The 15517-nt window shown below is 46.6% G+C and carries 17 protein-coding genes; all 17 read right to left on the bottom strand.

All coding sequences use genetic code 11. The features are described from left to right. Positions 1 to 27: 27 nt before the first annotated feature. The 17 genes from EHO61_RS12755 to EHO61_RS12675 are packed head-to-tail and all read right to left on the bottom strand — an operon-like array spanning position 28 to position 15465. Positions 28 to 573 (bottom strand): class I SAM-dependent methyltransferase, encoded by a 546-nt coding sequence (locus tag EHO61_RS12755; protein ID WP_135813964.1) that lies wholly within the window; start codon positions 571 to 573, stop codon positions 28 to 30. Positions 574 to 581: 8 nt separating this feature from the next. Continuing rightward, positions 582 to 1772, bottom strand: a complete 1191-nt coding sequence (locus EHO61_RS12750; protein WP_135813963.1) for a glycosyltransferase family 4 protein — start codon at positions 1770 to 1772, stop codon at positions 582 to 584. Beyond that, positions 1769 to 2374: an acyltransferase gene (locus EHO61_RS17305; protein ID WP_210415339.1), complete on the bottom strand. Its 606-nt coding sequence runs from the start codon at positions 2372 to 2374 to the stop codon at positions 1769 to 1771. The genes EHO61_RS12750 and EHO61_RS17305 overlap by 4 nt, the downstream gene beginning before the upstream one ends. 52 nt (positions 2375 to 2426) lie before the next feature. After that, positions 2427 to 2654, bottom strand: a complete 228-nt coding sequence (locus EHO61_RS12740) for an acyl carrier protein (protein ID WP_135813962.1) — start codon at positions 2652 to 2654, stop codon at positions 2427 to 2429. Next, positions 2647 to 4344 carry an HAD-IIIC family phosphatase gene (locus EHO61_RS12735; protein WP_135813961.1) on the bottom strand — a complete coding sequence of 566 codons (1698 nt, stop codon included), beginning with the start codon at positions 4342 to 4344 and terminating at the stop codon, positions 2647 to 2649. The genes EHO61_RS12740 and EHO61_RS12735 overlap by 8 nt, the downstream gene beginning before the upstream one ends. 13 nt (positions 4345 to 4357) lie before the next feature. After that, positions 4358 to 5554, bottom strand: a complete 1197-nt coding sequence (locus EHO61_RS12730; RefSeq protein WP_135813960.1) for an SDR family oxidoreductase — start codon at positions 5552 to 5554, stop codon at positions 4358 to 4360. Further along, positions 5551 to 6141, bottom strand: a complete 591-nt coding sequence (locus tag EHO61_RS12725) for an acyltransferase (RefSeq protein WP_135813959.1) — start codon at positions 6139 to 6141, stop codon at positions 5551 to 5553. Before EHO61_RS12725 ends, EHO61_RS12730 begins: the two co-directional genes overlap by 4 nt. Next, positions 6131 to 7840 (bottom strand): glycosyltransferase family protein, encoded by a 1710-nt coding sequence (locus EHO61_RS12720; RefSeq protein WP_135813958.1) that lies wholly within the window; start codon positions 7838 to 7840, stop codon positions 6131 to 6133. The genes EHO61_RS12725 and EHO61_RS12720 overlap by 11 nt, the downstream gene beginning before the upstream one ends. A 40-nt stretch (positions 7841 to 7880) precedes the next feature. Next, positions 7881 to 8627: a 3-deoxy-manno-octulosonate cytidylyltransferase gene (gene kdsB / locus EHO61_RS12715; RefSeq protein WP_135813957.1), complete on the bottom strand. Its 747-nt coding sequence runs from the start codon at positions 8625 to 8627 to the stop codon at positions 7881 to 7883. Continuing rightward, a complete protein-coding gene (locus EHO61_RS12710; RefSeq protein WP_135813956.1) occupies positions 8624 to 9391 on the bottom strand; it encodes an HpcH/HpaI aldolase family protein in 768 nt (255 codons plus the stop codon). The genes kdsB and EHO61_RS12710 overlap by 4 nt, the downstream gene beginning before the upstream one ends. Further along, the gene (locus tag EHO61_RS12705) at positions 9384 to 9995 is read right to left on the bottom strand and encodes an HAD family hydrolase (RefSeq protein WP_167884871.1); all 612 of its coding nucleotides are present in this window, start codon (positions 9993 to 9995) and stop codon (positions 9384 to 9386) included. Before EHO61_RS12705 ends, EHO61_RS12710 begins: the two co-directional genes overlap by 8 nt. Positions 9996 to 10023: 28 nt before the next feature. Beyond that, on the bottom strand, positions 10024 to 10647 hold the full coding sequence (locus tag EHO61_RS17360; RefSeq protein ID WP_246032122.1) for an acyltransferase: 624 nt from the start codon (positions 10645 to 10647) through the stop codon (positions 10024 to 10026). A 52-nt stretch (positions 10648 to 10699) separates the two neighbouring features. After that, positions 10700 to 11566 carry an NAD-dependent epimerase/dehydratase family protein gene (locus EHO61_RS12695; protein ID WP_135813954.1) on the bottom strand — a complete coding sequence of 289 codons (867 nt, stop codon included), beginning with the start codon at positions 11564 to 11566 and terminating at the stop codon, positions 10700 to 10702. 32 nt (positions 11567 to 11598) lie between these two features. Further along, positions 11599 to 12273 (bottom strand): 6-phosphogluconolactonase, encoded by a 675-nt coding sequence (gene pgl, locus EHO61_RS12690; protein ID WP_135813953.1) that lies wholly within the window; start codon positions 12271 to 12273, stop codon positions 11599 to 11601. Continuing rightward, positions 12270 to 13232, bottom strand: coding sequence for a phosphoglycerate dehydrogenase (locus EHO61_RS12685; protein ID WP_135813952.1), 963 nt, complete (start codon positions 13230 to 13232; stop codon positions 12270 to 12272). The genes pgl and EHO61_RS12685 overlap by 4 nt, the downstream gene beginning before the upstream one ends. Positions 13233 to 13243: 11 nt before the next feature. Beyond that, positions 13244 to 14731, bottom strand: coding sequence for a hypothetical protein (locus EHO61_RS12680; RefSeq protein WP_135813951.1), 1488 nt, complete (start codon positions 14729 to 14731; stop codon positions 13244 to 13246). Positions 14732 to 14745: 14 nt separating this feature from the next. Beyond that, positions 14746 to 15465 carry a class I SAM-dependent methyltransferase gene (locus tag EHO61_RS12675; protein WP_135813950.1) on the bottom strand — a complete coding sequence of 240 codons (720 nt, stop codon included), beginning with the start codon at positions 15463 to 15465 and terminating at the stop codon, positions 14746 to 14748. Positions 15466 to 15517: the final 52 nt, after the last annotated feature.

The raw sequence follows: 15517 nt of genomic DNA, 5'->3' as shown, positions 1-15517 counted from the left end.
CGGTTTATCTTTTCGATTCCGGCTTCCTTAGCACTTTTCCAAGACATACCGAAGATCCAAAATCAAATTGCTTATAAAATAATTTCCGATAAGTCCGATTATCTTTTTCTTATACTTTCCGCTGACTTGACGTTCGGACAGACCGGGAACGGATAGATAAGGACTAAACGGAGAAAGAACAAAAGTTTCCTTTACGATTCTAAAACGCGCCTTAGTATAATAAGGGCGCTCCTTACAGTACACCGAATCCGGATCGAAGAATTGGAATGTTAATTCGTGAAATCCGCGTTTATGCGTAGGATCCGCGGCGGCGCACCAGCTATTATAGTAAGGTACGCTAAGCGACAATCTTCCCTTGGGAGAAAGGATTCTCCAAATCTCCTCCATGGAAACCAGAAAATGATCGAGATGTTCCAAAACGTCGTACGCTTTTATCTCGTCCACGCTTCCGTCCTTCCAAGGCCAAGGTCGAATATTGAGATCGTGCACAACGGAAATTCCCGGTAATTCGGCGATATCGTGGTTTACCCAACCTTCGATCACGTCAGAACCCGCCCCTAAATTCAGTTTCATTTTTTCCTCTAGGTCGTTAATAATCGATGAAACCGCTTCGCCATCATCTCGGCGGAAAAGGAGCGAATATGATTTTTAGACTTCTTCGCCCGATGTAAGAAACTTTTCCGATTCTTAAGAAACTCGGATAAGGCGTCTGCGATGGAAGACGGAGACTCCGGAGGAACCAATTTTGCGAATTCGTCCGAAACGAACTCTTCGACCGCTCCCACTCTAGTGGCAAGAACGGGAGTGCCCGCAGACATAGCTTCCGCGATCGTATACCCGAATCCTTCGAAATCCTTGGTCAACATGGCCAGCAGATCTAGTTGCGCGACGATTGACGTCGGATTTCCCGGAATATAACCGCAAAACGTAATCCTGTCTTGGATACCGGACGCGATGGCCAAATTTGTCAGCCGACCCAATTCGATCTCTTCCCCCGATCCTACGAACATTAAACGAATCTTTCTTTTTTCGGAATCGTGAAGTTCGGACAATCCTAGAATCAGATCCTCGTGTCCTTTATATCTTTCTATCCGGCCCAAAATTCCGATAAGAAATTCCGTTTTAGGAATATTGAATGTTTTGCGTAGATCGACTTTTTTATCGTAAGCGACTTCGCCGAATAAAATCCCGTTGTGAATGACTCGGATAGGATTCATTTCCGTATTGAACCCACGGCGGTCAATGATGGTTTTTCGAGTGGCGAGAGAGACGCAAATGAGATCCGTGGCGGATTTTTGTACAGACATATCTATCAAATTTTCGAAAGTATTCAAGAAAACTCTTCTTGGCTGGGCCTCATGATGTATCAAAAGCATCCGTTTGGAAATTTTTAGAAATTTAGCGGAACGTAATGCGGCCAATCCGCTCCAAGCGCCGGGGTAATTCCCGTTCGTACAAAGAAAAGCGTCGATCCGACCGACCCGTTTCAAAATCCAGATTCCCCGCAAAATCTGGAATGCGAACGTTAAAGGCAGAAAGAAATAGGAAACGATTCTACCGAACAAACCGAAGTATCTTTTGCTTGTTTTGACGGAGTGGAAGGAAACTCTCGGAATAGCCGAGAGGTCGTTCCGAATTCTTTTGAGTCCTTCGTTGTCTTCATTGTGAATGATTACGAACTGATCTTCTCCCGGCCAATGGGAAAGCAAAGCGAGTAAATGCGTATCCACTCCTCCCCAAGATTCCTGATACCACCAGATTCCGATCCTCAAGCCGGTTCCGTTCCTTCCCTTATTTTAGAATGTCGGTTTCCGATTTCTCTAGCCGGCACTCCGCCGACGATCCGATACTCTTCGACATCTCGGTTCACAACCGCGTTCGCTCCCACAATCGCGCCCTTTCCGATCGTAACCCCGCGAAGTACGGTGACATTCGCGCCGATCCATACGTCTTCCTGTAAGGTAATAGGTGCGCGCATTTCTCCTTGGAGCAGCATCGGAACATTCAAATCGGAAAACGCATGATCCGCGGTCCGAAAAGAAACTCTGTCCGCAATCATACAGCTATCTCCGATCGTCATGTCGCAGGTTAAGCTAAAAATTACTCCGCTGTTAATGCTGGAAAAATTTCCGATCCGGAGAGTCCCTCGTCCGCGGAAACTCACTTCCTTATGGACAACCACTCCGTCGCCGAAGTGTAGATTCAAAGGCTCTTGCAAATCGGGATCAAAATCGGGAATCCCCAAAAATCTGGTCTTTTTTCCGAATCTTTCGAAATAATGAAAGTATCGAAAGAAAACGTAACAAGTTACGAGTAACGTCCGGATTCTCACCCTCCAGCCTTCCCATCTCTGGAAAAAAATTCGAAGCTTCATAAAACTGAGATCATATATCCGAAAAAGAAAGGACTCCGGCGGGATTCGAAGCTTAACCTACTCGGGCTTCCAGAGCATGAAGAATCAATTTAAAACTGATCAGATTCGGCACTTCGTCATCGTCAAATCGTAAACCGAATTCCTCCTCAAGTGCTAGTACGAGACTCATATGTCTTAAGGAGTCCCAACCTTTGAACTTGCCGAGAGCTACGTCTTCCGTAATCGCTTCTTTTTCCACGGCAAAAACGTTCGCCATTACTTCTATCACTCTTTCACGCATGGACAACCTCGATATAATCCAGATTTAAATTGGGAAAATTTTCGACCAGAAGAGAATAATCTTTGGAATCGTTGCCGGCGGTTTGGCAAACAAAATTGAACTGATCGTAAAAATCCTCCGTTTGAGAGTTCTTTTCGGTGCGAATAAATCTCGCATCGATCCTATCGATCCCGATGTCTTTTAGTCTCAGAACGATATCTTCCAGGATCTTCTTTTCCAAATTTCTTCCCAGAATCCGACAGCTCAGAAGAAAAGAATCGATATATCCTTGTTTCTCCTTTAGTTCGATCAATGACACACAGGTCAAGCCGTAATCTCCGTATCTATCCGTAACTTGATAACTGAACACCTTCCATTTCGGACTTTCCATCATATTCGAAATCTCGGATTCGGTGTATCTCTTCGTAGTGAGGTTGAATTGATTCGTTTTTTGAGTCAATTGAGCGATACGATTTATCTGGGGTACGGCATCTTCTTGGGAAACGATTTTCAACTCAAGCGACTTCAAGTAATCCGCGAGATCTACGAAATTTCCTTTCGCTTCCTGACGAAGCGATTCGGTCCTGTATTGCGAAGCCTTATCCAGATCCTCTTTACTGATATTTTTTTTATAAAAGATCGAATCCAAAACGAGCATGGACTGGACGTAATCCGTATAATTCTTAGCGGCCATGATGGAAGTGACTCCAGGAACGCTGGACTGAACGAGTTGGATCTCGAATTCGTTATCGTCGACAAAAACGAAACTATCGGTCCCCAAATTCAGCTCTTGCGCAAGTTCCAGGATATTCGTAGCCTTATCTTTCCAATTCACCTTCCACGTAACTACGTGCTCGGTTTTTAGAATCATATCCGGATGTTTTTCGAAGACTTGCCTCACGTCTTCCGGATTATTCTTGCTGACGATAGCTACGAGGACCCCCTTTTTAATCTGGCGAAATATGATGGATTGTATTTCACGATAGACTTTTATGCCGTCGATTCCGTCTTCTCCCACAATCCCCTTCCACAGCGTATTATCGCAGTCTAAAACGAGGACTTTCTTGATTTTGCCGACAGATCCCGAAATCGCGGGTAACGCTAACTCGGCGTAAGAGTGAAAATATTCGTTTTTAAACGGAGCCTTAGAGGAAAGAAAAAACCGAAGATCAAAGGCTTCTTGGAGTCCGATCTTCGCATAAATGTTGTCTTGGCCGACGAGCTGAAAAGACGGAGGCGCATTTTCGCGTAGAAAAAGATTTAGTTCTTCGATCAAGCCGCCCGGAAAGACGGGAGACAAGGTGTGAGACGTGTAGGGTAACGTCGAAAATAGATTCAGGAAGACTAGCTTACTTCCTCTTAAATTCTCAAAAAGAAAACTCAATTCCCCTTTGATCTTTCCCTTTAATACGTCGTACGGCAGAAGCGTTTCCGGATCGCTAAACAGGTATTGATCCAGCAAGTTCGCTATTTCATAAAAAATGAATATACAATCCAATTTGGCATATTTTACGGCATCTTGCAATATATTGTCGTATTCCCCGACCTGCACGACCGCATTGATATCGTTCTTTCTTAAATGGTATTCAAGAATGTCCTTGAATTGCCCCATAACGACATTCGAAATCACCACCGACTCATAAACCTGTTCGTTCGGCTTGAAATTCTGCTGATTGATTTTAAGTAATTCAGAATATTTTGGGTGTTGCACGAGAATATCCGCTTTAGATTGAAAACTGCCCGCCGGTAACTCTTAATATTTCACCGGTCATATAATCCGATTTTTGGGAAGCGAGAAACGCGATCGCATTCGCGACATCCGCCGGTCTGGCCAATCTCCCTCTAAGAGATTTAGCCTCTATCAAAAGCCGAGCTTTGGACGGGACTTCGGATATCAAATCCGTCTCCGTCATCGCCGGCGACACTGCATTCACCCTGATTTTCACCGAAGCGAGTTCGAGCGCCAGTCCTTTAACCAAAGCGTTCATTCCGGCTTTAGAAGTGGAATAGCCCAACCATCCGTTTACGGGTTGGTCAGCGGCCATCGAAGAGATGAACACCATACAAGGAGAGTAACGAGAATCGAAGAACCCGTAGAACTCTTTCGCCATCCAATATGGAACCGTTACATTCGCCGCTAGATGCCGCAAAAAATCCTCGTCGTTGGATTGTTCAAAGGGAACAAAAACTAACTTGCTGGAAACGGAATAAACCAATACGTCGATTGAATCGAAGTACCTCGAAATCTCGTTCTTGAATTCCCGAATGGAATTGGCGTCGTTGAAGGTTGCTCGAACCGAAAAGATGTTTTGTAGCGGAAATTCCCGCCTCAAACTTCTCGTAAGCTCCTCGGACGCCTCCCGATTTTTGGAATAGTGCAGAATTAAATCGTAACCGGCTTCCGCAAGAGTCTTCGCCGTCTCCTTACCGATTCCTCCGGTAGATCCGACAATCACAGCTCTCCGCTTCCTTTCTAAGACCGGATTTTCCATGCTAGCGGACTCGAGCGCCGGCTCTATGATTTTAACCTTGGCGATGCCTTTAGTAACCGTTTGGCCGTACTGGTTGAATATCTTCACGTCTAGAACTAGGAATTTTTCCCTAGGTTCCTTCTGCGTGATTTCCGCCTCGACTTTGATCCTGTCTTCGATCCGAACAGGAAGAAGGAAATCCAAGGTTTGCGAAAACCACAACGCCCCATCCCCGGGAAGTTTCGTTCCTATCAAAGTGGAAATGAAGGAAGCGCCTAACCAACCGTGTACGACAGGTTTTTTAAACGAAGTCCCCGCGGCAAAATCGGAATCGACGTGCAGCTTATTATTGTCTCCTGTAAGTCCGACGAATTTGTCCAAATCTTCCTGCGTAATCGTATGCTCCAAGGAAGCTTTTTCCCCAAGCTTGAAGTCCTCGAATCTTCTCATAAAGAGGAACCCTCCGCAGATATGGTATCCGTTCCGAAGTTGCGCTTGGAAGTCATTCTCGCCGGATTTCCGACATACACTCCGTAAGCTTTCGTCTCGCCTTGCAATACGGCATTCGGAGCGAGAACGACCCCCTCTTCGACGATACTTCCGCCTAAAACGACCGCTCCTGCCCCGATATGACTGAACTTTTTTATATGAATCGGCAAAAGAACGTCCTTATCGAAATATTGTCCGTCGTGCGAAATCGTAATTAACTTAACGTCAGGTGCTATCCGAACACCTTCTTCTATCGTAATAGGCGCGTTGGAACTGATGTATACGTCCCTGTTGAACTGCACTCCGCTTGCGACCTCGAGATTTTTCGGCGACTCGATCCAGACGTCTTTCCGGATCACGCAGGAACCGAAGATCGGAATTTTCACCCCCGCGAGTCTCCATAGGAATGGGCGAAGCACCGCAAAGGTGAGCAGATCCGGGAGAATGTTGCCGAAGCCCAAAAAAAGGACCTGCCTAAGTCTGAAAAAGAGATCCGTCCAGACGCAGTGCAAAGCGAGGCGGAAGAAGGTATATAATTTATTCAGCATATTTCTTCATTAACCGAGTAAATCGAACGTCTTTTTCCAGAATCTCTCTCAAATTTTCCCAGAATCTCTGCGAAACCTTACCGTCTATTCTGAAAAAAAACCTTCGGATCGTATTTTGAATCGTTTCGGCTCCTGTTGAATTTCGCCCGCCGTGTTCATGCGATTTCAGCAATTTCATGAGTCCGACTTGATCTTCGATGTAAGCGAGGCCGGATTCCCCTTCTACCGCAGGCGGCTTTTCCGAATCGAACACCCGGATCGCTGGGACTCCTAAATAAGCCGCTTCCAAGGCTATACCGGAAAAACCGGTTAAAACGAGATCCGATCCGTATATGAGTTCCTTGGTGCTTTTATCGGGATTCACTTCGATCGGAATTTTGACGTCGTTATCGAGCAATATTTTCGCGATATGCTCCTCGGAAACGGTGGGATGCTTGGACAAAATCACTTTCCAACCTGCCAAAGAACCCAATCCGGAGAATAGACGAAAAATTATCTCTTCGTCTCCGATGGAAGGAGCCAACAAAAGCGCTTTCGTTTTCGAAGGTTTGCCGCCTTTCTCATGTTGCATGCGCTTTTTCAATCGATATAAGCTGTCGTATTTTAGACAGCCGATCTTCCTGATCCTCTCTTTCGGATAATATTCGCTTAATATTTCTTCGAACTGTTTACCGTGAATAAAGTAAAAATCCGGCTCGGATGAAAAATTTCGATCTTCGGCCGTTTCCTCGAATTCTGCACGACGGTGGTACAATCCCAACTTGTGTCGATACGCCGTCGCGTGCTGGATCGAAATCCATAGGGGCCGAAAAATATGCCTATTCACTATATGATTTACGGCACGAATAGGCGCCAAAGTTTCCCCGTAATTGATGATTACTTCCGTACTCTTCCTCTCCTCCAGCCAGCGATCAAACATGACAGCGTAAAGAAGACTCCAAGGCATAATGGCGGAAAAACTGTTTTGAATTTCCTTGAACACGATGTCCGAAACTTCGGCCGATCCGATCCGAATCCCCGCTTTGGCGAAGGGCAAAAATAGAAATAAAAATTTAATGTAATTCGCAACGAGAGAAAGATGAACGTGAAAAATATCCCGCAAAGAAAGATATCGATCCAGAAAAACAAGCGGGCGTTCCGCTTGGTCGACATATCCAAGCACCCGCTTCCTCCATTGCAAGGGTCGCAATAAGTCCTCTCTAGCGAAATTCAATCGCAGCGCATAGGCGGAACGAAGTCCGTAATATACGTCGTCCAGAGGGGCCGCCTCGTACATCCTGTCAACGATCTTACCCTGAAACCGAATTAGGTTTGATTCCAGCGAGTGGAAGTATATGAACCGGTCTTCCTGGTAGGAAAAATCCGGGAGAGATTTCCCATAAATCCAGCAGACTACATATTTGAAAAGGCTTGCAAGAATTTTAATAATCGTTAGAAAGCGACTTCCCCTCCCGACACGTTCGTACTTCCGGTATTTAAGTCTTTTGTGAAGTTCGACATACCATTGGTTGTCGGTAAACGCATCCTTTTGAACCAGATTGCTGACCCACCACAAAGGAAAATCCTTCCAACGAAGCTTCTCTTTGATCCCCGAAGTTCTCCCCCAATCGGCGACCCAATCCGTAAAAATTTCCCTGGTTTCCTCCCAGGTCCAATCGGAACTAGCGGACTCGGAGCGACTTTTTCTAATCTTTCCCATCGAATTTCGGAAGGTGAGTCTATTAAATTCGAGTCGAATTTTATCCCATCGAACTCATCAATTTTTCCACCCGAACGAGGTCCTCCGGAGTGTCTACGGCACTCGTTTTATGTTTGGTCGGAGCCATTTTTACTTTTAATCCGTGCTCCAAGATCCTCATCATATCCACCGATTCTACGATCTCCAGGGGAGTCGGTTCGAGTTTGGTATATTCGAAAAGAAAATCACGTCGAAAAGGAATGACGCAGACTTGCTTGAACATGGGAACCGTTTTTTGTTTCGATCTAGTCGGAATCGGTTCCCTTGAAAAGCAAATAGCGTTCCCTGCCAAATCGCATACCACTTTAATACAATTGCGATCCTCGAATTCTTCCAGCGTTTCTATTTCGGAGATCAAATTCACAACCTGTACGGTATTGTCGTTTAACAAAGGTTCGACCGATTCGCGAATCATGTCGGAATGGGTCATCGGTTCGTCTCCTTGGACCATGACCACTATATCGAAACGCGTGTTCTCATCTCTTTCGAGAATTTCCAGCGCTTCGGCACACCTGTCCGAGGCGCGCTCGTGATGACTGCCCGTCATGACCGCGCGGCCGCCTATGCTCTTCACGTAATCCGCTATTTCAACGTCGCAAGTGGCGACGGCGGTCAGCGAAAGCAAAGGACTTTTGGAAACTCTCTCGAAGACATGCCCGATCATGGGTTTTCCCAAAATCTTTGCCATGGGTTTGCCCGGAAAACGGCTGCTCCCCATTCGTGCGGGGATTAACGCGAGAATATTCATTTTACCTTCCCTGGTTTATTAACACTATTCGTAAGAAAAACTGCATCTATGGAATACGCCAAAAATCGGTAACCTTCCGAAATTCGATCTTGTAACTCGTTTGGACTCGGAGCCACTACGTGAACGCCGCAAGGGATATTCCTGCTTTGGCATTCGTTTCGGATCCGAAGCATCGTTTCCTTGAAGGCGGGGTCGGTAAATCTCGCCGTAATCCCCATCGAGGCGGAAAGGTCGTATGGTCCGATCAGAATCGCATCGAGTCCTTTTACGTTCAAAATTTCCTTCAGTCGATCTACCGCATGAAAATGTTCGATCATCGCAACCAAAAGAGGACCCTGTGCCAGTACCGTATATTCGTCGAAATCTTTTCCGAACAGGTTCGCTCTCGAAAAACCGACCCCCCTTTTTCCCGCTGGAGGCCAGAAGCACAAATCCCTCACTTCTTCCAATTGCTCCGAACTCTCTATCATCGGCACGATAATTCCGCCCGCCCCCGCATCCAATGCCCTCTTACAGTCCTTAGCACTTCCTTGTGCCACTCGTACCAAAGGGAGAGTATCACCTAACTCCAACGCCCGGAACAAGTCGGGCAATTGCTGGACGTCTATGGAACCGTGTTCCAAATCCACCGCTACCCAATCATAGCCGGCTCGACCCATGATTTCCGCGACGGAAGCATTCGGGATTTGCATCCAACTCCCCACGGAAGTGCCGCCAGAATTCAATAATTTCCTAATATTACGAATCGATTCTAGTTTATTCATTTAAAAAATCCGAAAGCGTTTCGCCTTCGCAAAATTTCTGCAATTTTGCGTTTTCCGCCGTTTTTCTGAGTATAAAAGTGATTCCGTTGCCTTTCGCCGCCGTATAATCCGTCTCGCTGTCTCCGATCATACACGCATCCGATTTTAGGATCTCCCGGGATTCCAGTGTTTCACGGATCGCGTCCGTCTTCTTCTTAGGTGCCCCGAATACGTTCTCGAAATAGCTCTCGATGTCTAGATTTGACAGAATTTCCTCGATTTCTTCCTGTGGAGTAGCGGTCACCAGAAAGAAACGTTGCCTTCCCGAATTGGCCGAAATATATTCCTTCGCTCCCGGAACCCAAGGAGAGTCGATGACGGCCTGAAGAACCGTTTTGGAGAAAAGATCGCAGTATTCGGTAACGGTGTCGGCATCCGGCTTTATACCGGCCCATTCTAAGTATAATGGAATTTTCTCGAAGCGGGAAACTCCCCCATGCTCTTCGTGGTGGAGACGTATTCTTCGGATCAACGCTTCGTCGGCGCCGGAAAACAAACCAAGATAAGCCGCGGTTTTTATCCCGACGGATTCCTTGATCACCCCGTCGAAATCCCAGAATATCACTTTAAAATTAGATAAAATAATAACATCCTTATTTTCTACGCATCCCTATTTTCTTCGCAGGAATGCCCGCATTAACGGAATACGGCTCGGTATCCCGAGTCACCACTGCCCCGGCCGCAATGACGCTACCGACGGAAATTTTCACATCCTTTGTCACCACCACGTTAGATGCTATCCATACATCGTCTTCTATGATGATCGTTCCTCTTTTATGACGTTGCTTTCTCATCAACTCGCCTAATTCCGTTCCGTGATCGGCCGTTCTCAAAACCACATTCGGTCCGATCAGAACGTCGTTGCCGATGCTAATCAGCCCGCCCGAACCGCCCACAACCACATTCGTATTAATGGAGCAATCGTTGCCGATCCGAATCTCTCCGTCCGCGCCGTACAGATACAGCCGACCCATCGCGAAAAGATTGTCTCCGATGGTTACGTACGGTCCGCCGGTCACTAAAATGTCCGGTCCTAACACCGGAGATTTTCCGAGTTTTCTTACCGTCCATTTCAAAATCGCGACCCGCCATATATTCGCGGTTTTTCGGAAATACTTATCTATCCTGCCTTTTAATAAAAATCGATCGGTGAAACTCGTGTATAAAATCCACGCGACTCTGACGATGAAACGTACGATTCCTTTTAAAATTCCCAAAACCCGATCCGTCCTTATTCGATCCTTAGCGGATGAATGAAAGTCCTTCGATTTATCTTTTGCCTTCGACTTCTTCGATCAGTTGAAGAAGTCCCTGTCCGAGATCCACATGCATGGGAGGTATGAATTTTCTACCCAACTTCGGCTGGTATGCGTAAGGCGTCCGCACATAATGACCGATCTGCTCCCCTTCCGAAAACTCGACGGAATCAGGATGGCCGAGCATTTCCGCGATCATCTTCAAAAGATCAAGGACTCTCATCGGCTCTTGTCCGGTCAACACCACGCTCTGATTGCAGAATTCCTCGCCCATCGCCGTCACGCTAGCCTTTGCAGCGTCCTCGACATGAATATATTCTCGTAGCGTATCCGGACTTCCTTGGTACTGGATTTTACCAGTTTCCAACGCCTTTTTTACGATTCGGTATAAACCGTTGCTTTCATCGGAACGGGGACCATACAAGGAGCCGAAGCGTAGAATCGTGTACTGTAGACCGTACTTTCTCTGGTATTCCTCGACATAGCTTTCGGAAGCTTGCTTACTACAGCGATAAAAACCGCCTTCTCTACTGAATACGTATATCGTACTCGCATAAAAAAACCTTCGGACCGAATACTTTCTACAAGCCTCTAAAACATAAACGTTTCCTAATATATTTACCTGCACGGTATCAATCGGCTTGTCTATGGCCTGATTCAAATCGGCAAGAGCCGCAAAGTTGTATACCACATCGCAGTCCCGAATCGCGCCCTCGATCTCCGACTGATTCAAAAGATCCCCTAGGATCATTTTTTGGTCCGCTCGCAGCCAAGGAGAAAGCACCCGATCGAAGATCGCCACCGAATGACCGGCCTCACTAAGTTGATCCGCCACGTGGGACCCTAAGAATCCGGAACCGCCAATCACTAATATTTTCATAAAGCGAATAAGATTAAGGAAAACGATTCCGATTAAATCTCGGAATAGTAGATTTCCGTATTCTCCAGCCCGAATATACCCGAAGCCGGCATCTCCTCTCCCATTTTTAATCTTTCAACGATTTCCTTTTTTGTTCCCCCGGCCGCAAGGAACATAACGCACCGGGAGTGTTTCAATCTGTTTGAGGAAAGACTCACCCTTTCCGCGGGAGGTTTCGGCGCATCCAACACGGCAAGAACGTCCGGAGAATTCGGCGAATCTCCCAATTCCCTGCCGGGAAAAAGACTCGCAGTGTGCCCGTCCTCCCCGATTCCCAATAGAGAAACGTCGAAAATAGAAGCAGACTTAAGAAAAACGGAATATTCCTTCGAAGCGGAAATGGGACCCAATTCGGCCGGTATGGAATAGATCTGGCTTTCTGCAACGGGAAGAAAATCCAAAAGAGAGCGACGCGCCATCGTGTCGTTCCGATCCGTCCCTCCTTTCGGAAGACAACGTTCGTCTCCGAACCAAAATCTCCAATCCGGCCAGGAAGTTCGGATTTCACGCAATCTCGAATATACGGACTTCGGCGTTTCTCCGCCCGCAAGAACGATATGAAACGCCCCCCTTTCTCGGATTGATATTTCCGCAAAGAAACTGATTCGTGCGACGATCGATTCCGAAAACTTTACTCGATCCGAAAAATTAAAAAAACGTAGATTCACGATACGGGTGATCGGAGAGCTTGCCCCGAAAAAAAGCGGACGATATCCTCGCACGCCTCACGTTCCATATCGGCGCGACAGTCTTCCGAGCAGGAGCCCATATGTTGAGTGAGCAAAACGTTATCCAGAGTCGCCAAGGGTCCGCGGTACGGCTCCTCTTCGAAGACGTCTATCGCAGCTCCCGCAATCCTCCCTTCTTTGAGAACCGAATATAACGCCTTTTCATCTACAATCCCGCCTCTCGCGGTGTTGATAAGATACGAGGAGGATTTCATACGCTCGAATTCGGGGGACGAAATAAGACCGACTGTCGACGGATCCTTAGGAACGTGGAGAGTGATCAAGTCGGATTCGCTTAATAACTCCTGTTTAGAGACCTCGGATACAGAACCACCCGACTTCCTTAAATCTCGGATTTTTTCGGAAACGTCGGAAATGTCGTGAATTAAAATGAATCGAACACCGAAACCTATAAGCATTTTCGCCAGAGTAAAGCCGATCCGTCCGAGGCCTACGATTCCGACGGTCGAATTTGCCAACCTTTTCCCGTAAGGCCGAGACCATCCCCCGGATCTTAATTCCTTATCTGCAGGAGTAATCTTTCTCAGGAGATCCAGCATAAGACCGAAGACGAGTTCCGCGACGGCCGGAGTAACCGCGTCCGGAGTGTAGGCGACCTTGATTCCCTTTGACTTACAAAGCTCCAGGGGGACGCTATCCAAGCCGACTCCCACTCTCGCTATGATCCTCAATGCTTCGGAAGTTTCCACCAACGGCAACAGATCCTCAGTACCGGCGACGATTCCGTTACAATCGGAGGCAAGTTCCGCCACTTCCGTCGGACTTAATTTTCGAGATTTAGGATTTATGAATATTTCATGCCCGGCTTCCTTTAAGATCCGCAACGGTTCCTGGTCGAATCGACAGAACGGGAAAGTAGATACGAAAATTTTGGCCATACGTTTCTGAATTAGTTCTTGGACCCTAAAACGTATTCACGATCGGAGATGCAGGCCACCCTTCCTTCTCGAATCAGCGCCTTCAGTTCTTCTCTATCTCTCGCTACTCTGGATAAGTTGAGTAAAACCGACTCATTGATGATTTCATCCGAATAACCGTTATCTAAAGGTTCGAATAGATAGTAGGGAATGCTCTGGAGAAAGGCTTCGATCACTCCGGTCGAAATTCCTCCGACGATCATCCTGGCCTTTTTTACATGCATATAAAAGAATCCGGTCAGGATGTCCGCTTGGAGATCCAATTCCTGTAAAATGTCCTGCACGTAATCGATCTCCATTTCCGATTTCACCTTTACTGCGATCCTCTTCATTCCCAAATCCATCATTGCGAGTAAGGCTTCGCGCAGAGTGCTCTTGGGAGAAGGAACGATACAATCCGGATTTAGGGAAAATACGACCCAGGTCATTACGATTACGTCGTAGATTTCGCTTTCCGTACGGTCTTGGTGCCAGTCGACAAGCGGTGTATCCGTAAGAATACACTTATCCTCCGAAACTCCGCGAATTTTAAAAAGATCGCGATTCGCCTCGCCGTAACATACAAAACGGTCGAATAAAAAATCCGATCCGTCGCAATTCTGTAACAAGGGGTAAAGAGGCAGAATCGGATAACCGTCCAACATAAAAATCTTTTGGATCCCCATTTCCTGCGCAATCTGTAAAATGATCGCGTACGGCTCCACTACTTCCCCAGGTAAAACAACGGTTTCAGGTTTATAATATTCTAATAGTTCCTTTTGATACGCGTAATTCAGAACAAAATTGCCCCTATTCGTGGCGTAGTTTTCGTGTAGATATTCGCAACAAAGATCTAGAAGATCCCTCTCCCATTTTACTCCTATAGATTTCAGCACTTCGCTTAATGAATCCGAAGTGATGATATCGGGAAGCCGTTCGGAAAAAACGCCTTCCGCTTCCTGTAAATCTGCGGTTGAAATGGAAACGTAGGCACCCTTCATGAAATTCTTAGAATTAAGCACCAATCCGGAATGATCGCCCGATACCCGTTTAGAATAGGTCCAATCGGAATAGTACAGCGTCTTCCTACCGTTCAAAAACGGACGAGTCAGTTTTTGCACTTTGCGAAAAACGCCGGAATATCTGGATATGCCGAGCACCCAATTTACGAACCGTTCGTCTGATAAAAGTACGGCCTCGCTTTTGAGGCGCATCGGCTCTGTCTCCGTCAGTTTTGTAGCTATCTTCGAAGCTACTTTTCTCTGCAACCTCGTGGCATCGCTAGGTAATCGTAAGGAACCGTCGGGTTCCAATTTCTTGTGGAGTCGATGAAACTCACCGTATAGCGTGGAAAACGCCACCCACGCTGAACAACTCAGGATAGGACCAACCGAGATTCCGTTCCGAAACAGTATATCCTTTCCGAATCGATCCTTGTACCAATTGAAGGAGAGATATAGAACTTGCCTATAAGGAGACATCGACGGTTATCTTTTCAATTCGTTCGAATCGCTTCGACGACCAAAAACTCGAACTTCTCATTCTGCATATTATAAGTTCTTGAAATAGTTTCAAGGTATTCCACCCTAAAACCTTCCGCCTCGAGCATCGCCCTCATTTCCCGAGGATGGTCGAAGCGAAACGGATAGGAGTTGCCGAAAAAAGGAGAATCTTCCCGACTGATTCCGTCCAGCGTGCTCGCGTCCAAAAGTCTGGACGTACCGGGATAAGTAAAAGCGTCCGAATTTTTGCTCGGAGTGTAACTGAAGAAAGCTCCTCCGATCTTTAGACAATTTTTGACGCTTTTCAGACAAGTAACGAAGTCCTCTAATCCTAAACAATATGCGCTAAAAATATCCGCAATGGCGTCGAATGTCCGTTCTTCGTAAGGCAATTCCGTCATGGATCCCACCTTTAAATCGGCCTCTAAATTCATATTCTTGAATCGAAGCGAACAAAGCTCGATCGCAGCCTTTGACAAATCGATTCCGGAGGCGGAAAATCCCTCTTTAGCCACCATCCAAAGATTTGCGCCGCTACCGCATCCTATCTCCAGGATTTTTTTTTGCCTCCGTTCCGGGTAAGGAATGGAAAAGAATCTCCGGCCCATGAACCGGCAAAATTCCTCGTTCGGATAATTCCGCTGCGAAGCGAAACCTCCCTTGAGATAACTAGCCTCGTACCAATCCTGAACGATACCTTCGTCTATAGACATGTAAAACCGGACCTAAGATGAAACACAGTGGAAGTCGAATCGAAATACGACC

The sequence above is a fragment of the Leptospira fluminis genome (genome assembly GCF_004771275.1).
GTDB classification, from domain to species: Bacteria; Spirochaetota; Leptospiria; order Leptospirales; family Leptospiraceae; genus Leptospira_B; species Leptospira_B fluminis.
This window is presented reverse-complemented; position numbering and strand designations above follow the sequence as displayed.

What these genes read in the sequence shown, in the direction of transcription:
- EHO61_RS12720 (WP_135813958.1), bottom strand. Translation starts at nt 7,840, where the DNA reads ATGGGAAAGATTAGAAAAAGTCGCTCCGAGTCCGCTAGTTCCGATTGG.
- EHO61_RS12755 (WP_135813964.1), bottom strand. Translation starts at nt 573, where the DNA reads ATGAAACTGAATTTAGGGGCGGGTTCTGACGTGATCGAAGGTTGGGTA.
- EHO61_RS17305 (WP_210415339.1), bottom strand. Translation starts at nt 2,374, where the DNA reads ATGAAGCTTCGAATTTTTTTCCAGAGATGGGAAGGCTGGAGGGTGAGA.
- EHO61_RS12725 (WP_135813959.1), bottom strand. Translation starts at nt 6,141, where the DNA reads ATGCTGAATAAATTATATACCTTCTTCCGCCTCGCTTTGCACTGCGTC.
- EHO61_RS12680 (WP_135813951.1), bottom strand. Translation starts at nt 14,731, where the DNA reads ATGTCTCCTTATAGGCAAGTTCTATATCTCTCCTTCAATTGGTACAAG.
- EHO61_RS12710 (WP_135813956.1), bottom strand. Translation starts at nt 9,391, where the DNA reads ATGAATAAACTAGAATCGATTCGTAATATTAGGAAATTATTGAATTCT.
- kdsB (WP_135813957.1), bottom strand. Translation starts at nt 8,627, where the DNA reads ATGAATATTCTCGCGTTAATCCCCGCACGAATGGGGAGCAGCCGTTTT.
- EHO61_RS12695 (WP_135813954.1), bottom strand. Translation starts at nt 11,566, where the DNA reads ATGAAAATATTAGTGATTGGCGGTTCCGGATTCTTAGGGTCCCACGTG.
- EHO61_RS12675 (WP_135813950.1), bottom strand. Translation starts at nt 15,465, where the DNA reads ATGTCTATAGACGAAGGTATCGTTCAGGATTGGTACGAGGCTAGTTAT.
- EHO61_RS12730 (WP_135813960.1), bottom strand. Translation starts at nt 5,554, where the DNA reads ATGAGAAGATTCGAGGACTTCAAGCTTGGGGAAAAAGCTTCCTTGGAG.
- EHO61_RS12685 (WP_135813952.1), bottom strand. Translation starts at nt 13,232, where the DNA reads ATGGCCAAAATTTTCGTATCTACTTTCCCGTTCTGTCGATTCGACCAG.
- EHO61_RS12740 (WP_135813962.1), bottom strand. Translation starts at nt 2,654, where the DNA reads ATGCGTGAAAGAGTGATAGAAGTAATGGCGAACGTTTTTGCCGTGGAA.